This window comes from Stenotrophomonas sp. 610A2 (genome assembly GCF_030549615.1).
In the GTDB taxonomy this organism is placed as follows: domain Bacteria; phylum Pseudomonadota; class Gammaproteobacteria; order Xanthomonadales; family Xanthomonadaceae; genus Stenotrophomonas; species Stenotrophomonas pigmentata.
Map to the genome: position 1 here is coordinate 1 of NZ_CP130832.1, position 12,459 is coordinate 12,459.

The 12,459-nt window shown below is 60.9% G+C and carries 9 protein-coding genes; all 9 read left to right on the forward strand.

Annotated elements, in window-relative coordinates:
* Nucleotides 1-6: 6 nt before the first annotated feature.
* The 9 genes from dnaA to exbB all read left to right on the forward strand — a co-directional run bounded on the left by dnaA (nt 7) and on the right by exbB (nt 12,446).
* Nucleotides 7-1,335, forward strand: coding sequence for a chromosomal replication initiator protein DnaA (gene dnaA, locus Q5Z11_RS00005; protein ID WP_303748127.1), 1,329 nt, complete (start codon nt 7-9; stop codon nt 1,333-1,335).
* Nucleotides 1,336-1,702: 367 nt separating this feature from the next.
* Complete coding sequence (dnaN, locus tag Q5Z11_RS00010; RefSeq protein ID WP_057629944.1) at nt 1,703-2,803, forward strand: DNA polymerase III subunit beta; 1,101 nt, start codon at nt 1,703-1,705, stop codon at nt 2,801-2,803.
* Between the two features lie 1,226 nt (nt 2,804-4,029).
* The gene (gene recF / locus Q5Z11_RS00015) at nt 4,030-5,130 is read left to right on the forward strand and encodes a DNA replication/repair protein RecF (RefSeq protein WP_303748128.1); all 1,101 of its coding nucleotides are present in this window, start codon (nt 4,030-4,032) and stop codon (nt 5,128-5,130) included.
* A 109-nt stretch (nt 5,131-5,239) separates the two neighbouring features.
* Nucleotides 5,240-7,699 carry a DNA topoisomerase (ATP-hydrolyzing) subunit B gene (gene gyrB / locus Q5Z11_RS00020; protein ID WP_303748129.1) on the forward strand — a complete coding sequence of 820 codons (2,460 nt, stop codon included), beginning with the start codon at nt 5,240-5,242 and terminating at the stop codon, nt 7,697-7,699.
* A gap of 71 nt (nt 7,700-7,770) precedes the next feature.
* Nucleotides 7,771-8,604: a CPBP family intramembrane glutamic endopeptidase gene (locus Q5Z11_RS00025; protein ID WP_303748130.1), complete on the forward strand. Its 834-nt coding sequence runs from the start codon at nt 7,771-7,773 to the stop codon at nt 8,602-8,604.
* A gap of 71 nt (nt 8,605-8,675) precedes the next feature.
* On the forward strand, nt 8,676-9,482 hold the full coding sequence (locus tag Q5Z11_RS00030; RefSeq protein WP_303748131.1) for a M48 family metallopeptidase: 807 nt from the start codon (nt 8,676-8,678) through the stop codon (nt 9,480-9,482).
* A 131-nt stretch (nt 9,483-9,613) separates the two neighbouring features.
* On the forward strand, nt 9,614-10,798 hold the full coding sequence (locus tag Q5Z11_RS00035; protein WP_303748132.1) for a tetratricopeptide repeat protein: 1,185 nt from the start codon (nt 9,614-9,616) through the stop codon (nt 10,796-10,798).
* A gap of 146 nt (nt 10,799-10,944) precedes the next feature.
* Nucleotides 10,945-11,616, forward strand: coding sequence for an energy transducer TonB (locus Q5Z11_RS00040; RefSeq protein WP_450097590.1), 672 nt, complete (start codon nt 10,945-10,947; stop codon nt 11,614-11,616).
* 86 nt (nt 11,617-11,702) lie between these two features.
* Nucleotides 11,703-12,446, forward strand: coding sequence for a TonB-system energizer ExbB (gene exbB / locus Q5Z11_RS00045; protein ID WP_057629874.1), 744 nt, complete (start codon nt 11,703-11,705; stop codon nt 12,444-12,446).
* The last annotated feature ends 13 nt before the right edge of the window (nt 12,447-12,459 follow it).

A 12,459-nucleotide genomic window follows, 5' to 3' on the forward strand; every position in this document is an offset into this window, starting at 1 on the left:
TTGCTGATGGATGCCTGGACACGTTGTCTCGAACGTCTGGAGGCGGAATTCCCGCCCGAAGATGTCCACACCTGGTTGAAGCCGCTGCAGGCCGACCAACGCGCTGACAGCCTTGTGCTGTATGCGCCCAATGCCTTTATTGTCGACCAAGTGCGCGAACGCTACCTGCCGCGCATCGGCGAACTGCTGACCCATTTCGCCGGTTTCGGCGAGGTTGTGCTGGAAATCGGCTCGCGTCCGCGGGCGCCGGAACCGGCCCCGCTGGTCGCACCAAGCGCCAGCCATGTGCCGGCCGCGCCGGTGGTGCCGTTCAACGGCAACCTCGACGCGCATTACACCTTCACAAATTTCGTCGAAGGCCGCAGCAACCAGCTCGGTTTGGCCGCGGCCTTCCAGGCGGCGCAGAAGCCGGGTGATCGTGCGCATAACCCGCTGCTGCTGTACGGCGGCACCGGTCTGGGTAAAACCCACTTGATGCTGGCCGCCGGCAATGCCATGCGCCAGGCCAATCCGGCGGCAAAAGTGCTGTATCTGCGTTCGGAACAGTTCTTCAGCGCGATGATCCGTGCGCTGCAGGAAAAGACCATGGACCAGTTCAAGCGCCAGTTCCAGCAGGTCGACGCGCTGCTGATCGATGACATCCAGTTCTTCGCCGGCAAGGACCGCACCCAGGAAGAGTTTTTCCACACTTTCAACGCCTTGTTTGACGGCAAGCAGCAGATCATCCTGACCTGCGACCGTTATCCGCGCGAAGTGGAAGGCCTGGAAGCCCGCCTGAAATCGCGCCTGGCCTGGGGTTTGTCGGTGGCCATCGAGCCGCCGGACTTTGAAACCCGTGCTGCCATCGTGCTGGCCAAGGCCCGCGAACGCGGCGCCGAGATTCCGGACGACGTGGCTTTCCTGATCGCCAAGAAGATGCGCTCCAACGTGCGCGATCTGGAAGGTGCGCTCAATACGCTGACCGCCCGCGCCAATTTCACTGGCCGCGCGATCACCACCGAGTTTGCCCAGGAAACCCTGCGCGATCTTCTGCGTGCCCAGCAACAAGCCATCAGCATCCCCAATATCCAGAAAACGGTTGCCGACTACTACGGCCTGCAGATCAAGGATCTGTTGTCCAAGCGGCGCACCCGTTCACTGGCCCGTCCGCGCCAGGTCGCCATGGCGCTGACCAAGGAACTGACCGAACACAGCCTGCCGGAAATCGGCGACGCCTTTGCCGGCCGCGACCACACCACGGTGCTGCACGCCTGCCGGCAGATCCGCACCTTGATGGAAACCGACGGCAAGCTGCGCGAGGACTGGGACAAGCTGATCCGCAAGCTCAGCGAGTAAGCCCCGGCGCTGCCCTGTGGAAATGCTCATCGATGAAACAGGTGGGAAAACCATTGGGGCAGCGAGGTCTGGGCCGGAAGTGGAGCGAATGATGCACCGACGCCACTGCGGCGTCATCGCACAAAACGGTGCATGATTCGGGGGCAGGTTTTGGAGAAGTTGTGGATAAAATTGGTCGGCAGATCCGCATCAAAATTATCCACAGGTTCACCCACCAGCTCAGCGGTAGTAATACATGGGTTTCAGCTTCAAATAAACATTTAAAAACAAACACTTAGGTGTGTTTTAAGCCAAATCTGGCTCTACCAGCACCACCAAGCTTTTGATTTAATCCACATCTTTTAAAAGCATAGGGGCACGAAACCACATGCGTTTCACACTGCAGCGCGAAGCCTTTCTCAAGCCGTTGGCCCAGGTTGTCAACGTGGTTGAACGCCGCCAGACCCTGCCGGTTCTGGCCAATTTCCTCGTCCAGGTCCAGGGCGGCCAGCTTTCGCTGACCGGTACCGACCTGGAAGTCGAAATGGTCTCCCGCATCGCGGTCGAGGATGCGCAGGACGGCGAAACCACGATCCCGGCGCGTAAGCTGTTCGAAATCATCCGCGCCCTGCCCGATGGCAGCCGCATCACGGTTTCGCAGACGGGCGACAAGATCACTGTCCAGGCAGGCCGTAGCCGCTTCACCCTGGCAACCCTGCCAGCCAACGACTTCCCCTCGGTTGACGAAGTTGAAGCCACCGAGCGCGTCGTCGTGCCGGAAGCCGCCTTGAAGGAACTGATTGAACGCACTGCCTTCGCGATGGCGCAGCAGGACGTGCGTTATTACCTCAACGGCCTGTTGTTCGACCTCCGCGACAGCATCCTGCGCTGCGTTGCGACCGACGGCCACCGCCTGGCGCTCTGCGAAACCGCACTGGAAAACGATAATGGCGCCAAGCGCCAGATCATCGTGCCGCGCAAGGGCGTGACCGAATTGCAGCGTCTGCTGGAAGGCGGCGAGCGCGAGGTTGAGCTGGAAGTCGGCCGTAGCCACGTGCGCATGAAGCGCGACGATGTCACCTTCACCTCGAAGCTGATCGACGGCCGCTTCCCGGATTACGAAGCAGTGATTCCGATCGGCGCCGACCGCGAAGTGAAGGTTGAGCGTGAAACCCTGCGTGCTTCGCTGCAGCGTGCGGCAATTCTCTCCAACGAGAAGTACCGCGGCGTTCGCGTCGAAGTGACCCCTGGCCAGCTGAAGATCAGCGCGCACAATCCGGAGCAGGAAGAAGCGCAGGAAGAAATCGAAGCCGATACCGTGGTCAGCGATCTGGCCATCGGCTTCAACGTGAACTACCTGCTCGATGCCCTGTCGGCACTGCGCGATGAGCACGTTGTCATCCAGCTGCGTGATTCCAACTCCTCGGCACTGGTGCGTGAAGCCAGCAGCGAGAAATCGCGTCACGTGGTGATGCCGCTGCGTCTCTGACCTGCAGGTTCCACGTGGAACACGAAGAAGCCCGGCCTGATGCCGGGCTTTTTTGTGGCTTGGATTCTGACTGAGGTTCCACGTGGAACAGCCGGAAGCGGCCCCGAGTTCGCCGGCCTCTGGGCGATTACGCCCTATCAGCCTGCTTCTTGGCGAGGTGCAACGACGTGGTGCCAGATCTTGGACTGATGCGAGTCTCGCGATTTCCTTCAGCTAGCGTGCCAGGTGCTGATTCCGGTAGCAGAGCCCAGACACCTGGTCCCGGCTCATACCGATCGCTCTTGCCACTGTCTCCGGAGCTCACTGAGATCTTTGCACTGGTTTTCTATCTGGACGATCGCATCAGCACTTAGCGGAAGGGCTTTGATCTGCAGCACTCCTTCCCTGCCTGGCTACGTTGGCGGGCAGGACCTGGCTGGATGCCGTTGAACTTTGGCGTTAGCCAAGCTGATCGAAGATCAGCAACTCAAATTCCTCGATGCTTCGGACCATGACGCCCGATACCCATGCGGAACTCGGTTCGCAGATCAAAGCGAGCAGCTCAATCCGTGAAATCCGGGGGCAGGGACCTTGATCGGCCGATCAGAATTCAAGAAATCAGCAGCCTTTCCGGACCATCTCCAAAGGACGAGCAAAGCGGACGGGTCAGGAAGCTCAGATCGACCTCGGATTTCTTGAAATCTGGATCCTGCTGCTGGATCCCAGCACCCAGAATTCAAGGATTCACAGCTCTGGTTTTTCGCCCTTTCTGGCGGCCTGTTTTCTCAGCTCTATGCTTTAAATCTGAGAATAAATCAAAAGCTTGGTGGTGATGGTAGGAGCAGATTTTATGTAAAACTAGCTTAAGTGATTGTTTTACATTGAGTTGTTGGTATTGAAACCCCCTGTAAAACAGGGCTCCTAGCCTGTGGATATCTGTGGATAAGGTCGGATAGGCCTTTCGGGGCCTCTTTTATCCACAGATTGCCCCACTTATACACAGGGTTTGTACCCGGACCTATACATGCTCCAAAAAACGCCACATTTCGTGAAATCTGCAGAGCTGCTGCCTTGGCCGCTACTCAGATTTGAAGAAATCCTGTGGTGTTCCACGTGACAGAGAACGGGGTTGTTCCAGCGAACCCGTTTGGCCTACTCATCAGGCTGCTCGAATTTGGCGGATGCTTTAAGCTGCGCATGGCCAGCCACGGCCCCCGTGCTGGCGTCGTGCTTTCTTTCGAGCGTCAATGCATATCGTCCGTGTTGCCCTGAACCGCGTGCGTCGGTTCGACTCGGTGGAACTGGCTCCCCGCCCCGGCATCAACCTGATTACCGGCGCCAATGGCGCGGGCAAGACCAGCGTGCTCGAAGCGCTGCACCTGATGGCCTATGGCCGCAGCTTCCGAGGCCGCGTTCGTGATGGGCTGGTGCAGAAAGGTGCCGAGAATCTGGACGTTTTTGTTGAATGGCAGGAACGCAGCGACGCAGAACTGGGCGTTTCAACGCGTCGGGCAGGCTTGCGGCACAGCGGACAGGCCTGGAAAGGCCGTTTGGACGGCGAAGACGTGGCGCAACTGGGCAATCTTTGCGCCGCACTGGCCGTGGTTACCTTTGAACCGGGTAGCCATGCCTTGGTCAGTGGCGGCAGCGAACCCCGTCGTCGCTTCATCGATTGGGGATTGTTCCACGTGGAACCTGACTTCCTTCCCCTGTGGCGGCGCTACACGCGGGCCTTGAAGCAGCGCAATGCGCTGTTGAAGATGGGCGCGCCCGGGAAACAGCTGGATGCCTGGGATTGGGAGCTGGCTGAAGCCGGAACTCCCCTCACCTCCCGTCGCCAGCACTATCTGGAACGCCTGCAGGATCGGGCGGTCGGGATCGCTGCAGATCTGGCCCCAGGCCTGCAATTGAGTGCTTTGGAACTGCAACCGGGTTGGCGCCGGCACGAAATGTCGCTGGGCGATGCCCTGTTGCTGGCCCGCGAGCGCGACCGAAGCGCGGGCTATACCTCGGTGGGACCGCACCGGGCTGATTGGAGCGTTGGTTTCACGCAGATCCCCGGCCGTGATGCGCTATCGCGTGGGCAAGCAAAGCTCACTGCCCTGGCCTGCTTGTTGGGGCAGGCCGATGATTACGCCAGCCAACGCGGCGAATGGCCGGTAATCGCCCTGGATGACCTTGGCTCGGAGCTGGACCGCAATCACCAGCAACGCGTCCTGCAGTATCTGGCGGCAACGCCTGCACAGATCTTCATCACTGCAACGGAAACACCGGCGGCACTGGAAGCAGAACTGCAGCCGGCAGCTGTGTTCCACGTGGAACATGGCACCATCAGTGTCGCAAGTTGAGCCTTCAGGGCGGAAATTCCCCCGGCAGGTATAATCGGAACGTCATCCCCTATCTCTCATGCCCGTTCCACGGAACGGCGCATGACCTGCGGAGCCTACGGCAAGCGCAATGAGCGAAGAACAGAACACCCCGGTCAACAACGGCAATTACGACGCCAACAGCATCACCGCATTGGAAGGCTTGGAGGCTGTTCGCAAGCGTCCCGGTATGTACATCGGCGACGTCCATGACGGCACTGGCCTGCACCACATGGTGTTCGAGGTTGTCGATAACTCCATCGACGAAGCCCTCGCCGGCCATGCCGACAACGTGCTGGTCACCATCCATGCTGATGGCTCGGTGTCGGTGGCGGATAACGGCCGCGGTATCCCGGTCGGCAAGCATGCGCAGATGAGCCAGAAGCTCGATCGCGAAGTCTCCGCTGCCGAAGTGGTGATGACCGTCCTGCACGCAGGCGGCAAGTTCGACGACAACAGCTACAAGGTTTCTGGCGGTCTGCACGGCGTCGGCGTCAGCGTGGTCAATGCGCTGTCGCAGAAGCTGCTGCTGGATATCTTCCAGGGTGGCTTCCACTACCAGCAGGAATACGCCGACGGCGCAGCGGTAACGCCGCTCAAGCAGCTTGAAACCAGCGACCGCCGCGGCACCATGCTGCGCTTCTGGCCGTCGGTGACTGCGTTCCACGGCAATGTGGAATTCCACTACGAAATCCTGGCGCGTCGCCTGCGCGAACTGTCGTTCCTGAATTCCGGCGTCAACATCACCCTGGTGGACGAGCGCGGCGAAGGCCGTCGTGATGACTACCACTACGAAGGCGGCATCAAGAGCTTCGTGGAGCATCTGGCGCAGGTGAAGACCCCGCTGCATCCGAACGTGATCGCGGTAACCGGCGAAGCCAATGGCATCGTGGTCGAAGTTGCGCTGCAGTGGACCGATTCCTATCAGGAAACGATGTACTGCTTCACCAACAATATTCCGCAGAAGGACGGCGGTACCCACCTTGCTGGCTTCCGTGCTGCGCTGACCCGCACGCTCAACAGCTACATCGAGCAGAGCGGCATCGCCAAGCAGGCCAAGATCAGCTTCACCGGCGACGACATGCGCGAAGGCATGATCGCGGTGTTGTCGGTGAAGGTGCCGGACCCGAGCTTCTCCAGCCAGACCAAGGAAAAGCTGGTCAGCTCCGACGTCAAGCCGGCGGTGGAAAGCACCTTCGGCGCCAAGCTCGAAGAATTCCTGCAGGAAAACCCGAACGAAGCCAAGGCCATTGCCGGCAAGATCGTTGATGCTGCCCGTGCCCGCGAAGCCGCGCGCAAGGCCCGCGATCTGACCCGCCGCAAGGGTGCACTGGATATCGCAGGCCTGCCGGGCAAGCTCGCCGACTGCCAGGAAAAGGATCCTGCGTTGTCCGAACTGTTCATCGTCGAGGGTGACTCGGCAGGTGGCTCGGCCAAGCAGGGCCGCAACCGCAAGAACCAGGCGGTGCTGCCGTTGCGCGGCAAGATCCTCAACGTGGAACGTGCCCGCTTCGACCGCATGTTGGCGTCCGACCAGGTCGGTACGCTGATCACCGCGCTGGGCACCGGCATTGGCCGTGATGAGTACAACCCGGACAAGCTGCGTTACCACAAGATCATCATCATGACCGACGCCGACGTCGACGGCGCGCACATCCGTACGCTGCTATTGACCTTCTTCTACCGGCAGATGCCGGAGCTGATCGAGCGTGGTTTCGTGTATATCGGCCTGCCGCCGCTGTACAAGATCAAGCAGGGCAAGACCGAGTTGTACCTCAAGGACGACCCGGCACTGGATGCGTATCTGGCCAACAACGCAGTGGAAAACGCGACGCTGATTCCGGCTGCCGGTGAGCCGCCGATCGAAGGCGTGGCCCTGGAAAAGCTGCTGATGACCTACGCTGCTGCGCAGGAAACCATCAACCGCAACGCGCACCGCTACGACCGCGGCCTGCTGGAGGCGCTGGTCGATTTCACTCCGATGGACCTGGAACACCTGCGTAGCGCAGCGCCGGGCGAAGGCCTGGAGGCTTTGGCTGCACGCTTGAACCAGGGCAGCCTGGGCACGCCGCGTTTCAGCCTGGTGCTGCAGGAGCCGAACGAACAGCGCCCGGCCGCCGTGCTGGTAACCCGCCGCCACATGGGCGAGGAACATACCCAGGTGCTGCCGCTTGCTGCATTTGAATCCGGCGAGCTGCGTCAGCTGCACCTGGCTTCGCAGTTGTTGCATGGCTTGGTACGCGAAGGCGCCACCATCAACCGTGGCAACAAGTCGTCCGAGATCACCGGTTTCGCGCAGGCACAGGCCTGGTTGATGGAAGAAGCCAAGCGCGGCCGCATGATCCAGCGCTTCAAGGGCCTGGGTGAAATGAACCCGGAGCAGCTCTGGGACACCACGGTGAACCCGGATACGCGCCGCCTGTTGCAGGTGCGCATCGAAGACGCGGTCGAAGCCGATCAGATCTTCAGCACCTTGATGGGCGACGTGGTGGAGCCGCGTCGTGACTTCATCGAGAGCAATGCGCTGAAGGTCATGAACCTGGATATCTGATCCAGGGCAACCGCAAGTGTGGGCGCCGACGATGGCGCCCACGTTTTATCCGCGTCACTCCCAGGTCCGCGATGTCCAGTCTCCCCGACGTACCGCTTTCCTCGCCCTCCTCGCCTTCGTCCAGCCCGGGTTCGCCGCTGCTGGGGTTTGGCCTGGATCTGTTGATCGGCGTTGCCACACTGCTGTTTCTGAGTGTGCTCGGTGGTTTGGCCTGGGGTTTATGGCGGGGTTTTGAGGTTGGCCTGCAGGCTGCGCGCGATGGCACCGCACCTGCGGCAGCTGATCTGGCCAGCTCGCTGGGTGCGCCGGGCGCGCTGGCACAGATGCTGATTGCCTTGTTTTCAACCGGTGGTGCAGCGTTGCTGCTGTACTTCCTGCGCCGTCGTGCCAGCTCGGCCGAACGTGCAAGCTCGCATCAGGCGTTGGGCCGCACATCCACCTGGGGCTGGATAGCGCTTGTCGCCACCGGCGTTTTCCTGGGCAGCAGCGGCATTGGCTGGGCCGCCAAGCAGATGGGCGTGGAGCCGGTGCCAACCAACCTGGTGTTGATGCAGCAGGCGTGGGCGCAATACCCGCTGTTCCTGATCGCTTTCGCGGTGCTGTTGGCACCGGCCTACGAAGAGCTGCTGTTCCGCCGCGTGTTGTTTGGGCGCTTGTGGGCAGCTGGCCGTCCGGCCTTGGGCATCGTGCTCAGCAGCTTGGCCTTCGCGCTGGTGCATGAAATCCCCGGTACCAGCCCCAACAGCTTTGCGGCGATGCTGCAGCTATGGCTGATCTATGGCTGCATGGGCGCAGCCTTTGCCTGGGTATATCGCAAGACCGGCACACTGTGGGCGGCCGTCATCGCGCATGCTGTCAACAACGCAATCGCCTTGGCGGCGATGGTCCTGCTCGGCGTGCAATAAGACCGCCAACGGTTGACGAAAAATTAAGCAAGACACTCGCACACTGCAGTTGTGAACGAGGGGGATCCCGAATGAAGGCTGTCGGACTAGCTGTTGTTGCCGCGCTGTTGCTCAGCGCCTGCGCCACCACCACCTCCCCTACCGGGCGGCGCCAGGTGGTAGGCGGTGTTTCGCAGCAGCAGCTGGATCAGCTCGGTGCCCAGGCCTTTGCTGAAACCAAGGCCAAGGAAACGCTCAACCGCGATGCCAAGCAGAACGCCTACGTGCAATGCGTGGTCAATGCTTTGGTCGCGCAGCTGCCTTCTCAATACCATGGCGTACGCTGGGAAACCGCGGTGTTCGTCGACAAGGAACCCAATGCCTTTGCCCTGCCCGGTGGCAAGGTCGGGGTGAATACCGGCATCTTCACAGTGGCCAAGAACCAGGATCAGCTGGCGGCTGTCATCGGCCATGAAATCGGCCACGTGATCTCTCGCCATCACGAAGAGCGCCTGACCCGCCAGCAAGGCACACAGGTTGGGCTGGGGATTCTGGGCGCGCTGGCAGGCGCAGCCTACGGCGATACCGCCGCCAGCGCGGTCAACCAGTTCGGTGGAATGGGCGCACAAGGCCTGATCCTGCTGCCTGGTTCCAGAACTCAGGAAAGTGAGGCTGATGTGGTGGGGCAACGTCTGATGGCCCAAGCCGGCTTTGACCCCTCACAGGCAGTGAATCTATGGCAGAACATGATGGCAGCCAGCGGAAATCGCTCTCCGCAATGGCTTTCCACCCATCCTGACCCGGCCAATCGCATCCGTGAATTGCAACGTGACACCCCTGCGCTGGAGCCTGTATATCAGCAGGCGAGGCGTTCTGGTGTAGTCCCACGCTGTGGTTAGTTGTAGGGTTTTTGTGCACTACAGCATCGGAAATTATTTCTCAGGCAAATGATTTCTGATACGTTTGTGAGCTCGGTTCCGTTCCGAGAGTATGAATTTCTACCGCCATGGCGGCTCCTTCGAGGTGAAACATGATCTTCCGCAGCCAAAAGCACGCCGTGCTCTCCCTCCTCATCGCCACTGCATTGGGTGGTGTTGTCGTCGCTGACGCCGTGGCGCAGTCGCGTTCCTCCGAGCGTCGTGGCAACAAGGGCAGTGCCAAGGCTGAAGTGCTGTTCCCGGAAGCCACCCGCGTGGAGCCGAAGGGCAAGGCCTCCTCGAAGATGGGCAGCAAGCTCAACAAGCTGTTCGCCGCCTACAATGACAGCGAATACGCCGAGACCCGCAGCCTGGCCGATGAAATCCTCGCTTCGCCGGATGCCAACGATTACGACAAGGCCGTCGCCAACCAGCTGGCCTCGCAGGGCGCATACAACCTCGACGACAATGCCGCTGCCAAGCAGTACCTGCAGCAGGCGATCGCGCTGAACCAGCTGGACAACAATGGCCACTACCAGGCGATGTTGATGCTGGCCCAGCTGCAGCTGCAGGACGACCAGTTCGCGGAAGGCCTGGCCAACCTGGACAAGTACTTCGCCGAGTCCAAGTCGAACAAGCCTGAAGAACTGATCATCAAGGGCCAGGCCCTTTACCAGAGCGAGAAGTACGCCGAGGCGATCCCGGTGCTGAAGGCGGCCATCGCTGCCTCGCCCGAGCCGAAGGACAACTGGAACCAGCTGCTGATGGCGGCCTACTCCGAAGCCGGCCAGACCGGTGAAGCAGTCAAGGAAGCCGAGGCACTGGCCGCCAAGAACCCGGCGGACAAGAAGGCCCAGCTGAACCTGGCCAGCATGTACATGCAGGCCGACCAGATGGACAAGGCTGCCGCAGTGATGGACAAGCTGCGCACGGCCGGGCAGCTCACCGATGAGCGCGAGTACAAGCAGCTGTACTCGATCTACGCCAACACCGACAACAAGGAACGGGACGTCATTGCGGTGATCAACGAGGGTATCTCCAAGGGCATCCTCAAGCCGGACTACCAGACCTATCTGGCGCTGGCACAGTCGTACTACTACACCGAGCAGGTGCCGCAGGCGATCGACGCCTGGAAGAACGCGGCCCCGCTGTCCAAGGATGGTGAAACCTACCTGAATCTGGCCAAGGTTCTGCACTCGGAAGGGCGCATTCCAGAAGCCAAGCAGGCAGCGCGTGACGCATTGGCCAAGGGTGTCAAAAACCCGGCAGATGCAAACAAAATCATCAACCTGAAGTAAGCAGGAATAACGCCTGAACGGCTGCATTTTAGATGCGCAGCTGGTCAGGATTGGTATAAGCTTGGAGGTTCCTGCGGTGTCATGCACCGCTGAATCAGGGGCGGCTTCACACCACCGCCCCGACCCCACTAAAGAGTTCTTGGCGCATGACGGAACAACTGGTCTTCCACCACAGGTATGACACCCAGAAAGAGACGGGCCTCAGCTGGCCGCGTATCGCGGGTATCGCATTTGTAATCGCACTGCATCTCGCAGCCCTGATGATGCTCCTCATTCCGGCCGTTGCCCCCAAGGCAGCTGCGGAAAAGGAACGCAACGTCATGGTGACGTTGGTCGACGCTCCGCCGCCGCCACCGCCGCCGCCGCCGCCGCCGCCGCCGCAGGACACCCCGCCGCCGCCGGTGAAGAACCTGGCGCCGCCGAAGCCGTCGCCGCTGCCGCCGCCGCCGGAAGCACCGGTGATCGACGTGCCGGAACCGCGTCCGAACGACGTGGTCACGCCGCCTGCCCCGCCTGCTCCACCGTCACCGCCGGTTGATATCCAGGCCAGCGTGGACATCTCGTCCAAGGCCATGAACCCGCCGCGTTATCCGCCGGCAGCGTTCCGTGCCGGTATCCAGGGCGAGGTCATCCTGATCATTGATGTCGATGCCAGCGGCAACGTCACCAATGTGTCTGTCGAGAAGTCCAGCCGCAACCGCGACCTCGACCGAGCTGCAATGGAAGCGGCGCGCAAGTGGAAGTTCAACCCCGCCCAGAGCGGTGGATCGAAGGCAGCTGGTCGCGTCCGCGTCCCGGTCAACTTTGCGCTGAGCTGATCCACGTGGCGGCTTCGATAGCCGCCACCAGGTCAGGTCAACATTAGCTACACCCTTTAACACCACACACAACAAAGGTAAGCGTCATGCTGCAGGAAATTTTCATCGCCGCTGCTGCCGGGGGCAACGCAAACAACGCTCTCTCGCAGATGGGCTTCGAGCATCTGATCCACGAAATGACCACCAAGCCGGGCGACTTCGCCGTTTCCTGGGTTGTTCTGTTGACCCTGGTGATCATGTCGGCCATGTCCTGGTACTGGACCGTCATCAACATCTTCCGTACCGCTCGCCTGAAGTCGGCGGCTGATCGCGTGCCGTCGCAGTTCTGGGATGCCCCGAACGCACAGGACGCCATCCGCGCCATGGAAGAGCAGCCGGCTTCGGAGCCGTTCTCCAAGATCGCTCTGGACGCAGCCCAGGCTGCTGCCCACCACCAGCAGGCTGGTGCTTCGGAAACCCTGAGCCGTTCGGAATTCGTTGACCGCGCCCTGCGTCAGGCCGTGACCCGCGAATCCAACAAGCTGCAGGGCGGCATGATCCTGCTGGCCACCGTCGGTGCAACCGCTCCGTTCGTGGGTCTGCTGGGTACCGTGTGGGGCATCTACGGCGCGCTGATCAAGATCGGTGCAACCGGTTCGGCCTCCATCGACGCTGTTGCCGGCCCGGTGGGTGAAGCACTGATCATGACCGCTATCGGTCTGTTCGTTGCTATCCCGGCCGTGTTCGCCTTCAACTTCTTCAGCAAGATCAACAGCGCGACTGTCAGCAAGTTCGACACCTTCGCTCACGATCTGCACGACTTCTTCGCCACCGGTTCGCGCGTTCGCTAATCCGGTACGTCGA

Bases quoted from the DNA above. Each gene is read 5' to 3' on its own strand.
- dnaA (WP_303748127.1), top strand. From the start codon at position 7: ATGGATGCCTGGACACGTTGTCTCGAACGTCTGGAGGCGGAATTCCCG.
- dnaN (WP_057629944.1), top strand. From the start codon at position 1,703: ATGCGTTTCACACTGCAGCGCGAAGCCTTTCTCAAGCCGTTGGCCCAG.
- recF (WP_303748128.1), top strand. From the start codon at position 4,030: ATGCATATCGTCCGTGTTGCCCTGAACCGCGTGCGTCGGTTCGACTCG.
- gyrB (WP_303748129.1), top strand. From the start codon at position 5,240: ATGAGCGAAGAACAGAACACCCCGGTCAACAACGGCAATTACGACGCC.
- Q5Z11_RS00025 (WP_303748130.1), top strand. From the start codon at position 7,771: ATGTCCAGTCTCCCCGACGTACCGCTTTCCTCGCCCTCCTCGCCTTCG.
- Q5Z11_RS00030 (WP_303748131.1), top strand. From the start codon at position 8,676: ATGAAGGCTGTCGGACTAGCTGTTGTTGCCGCGCTGTTGCTCAGCGCC.
- Q5Z11_RS00035 (WP_303748132.1), top strand. From the start codon at position 9,614: ATGATCTTCCGCAGCCAAAAGCACGCCGTGCTCTCCCTCCTCATCGCC.
- Q5Z11_RS00040 (WP_450097590.1), top strand. From the start codon at position 10,945: ATGACGGAACAACTGGTCTTCCACCACAGGTATGACACCCAGAAAGAG.
- exbB (WP_057629874.1), top strand. From the start codon at position 11,703: ATGCTGCAGGAAATTTTCATCGCCGCTGCTGCCGGGGGCAACGCAAAC.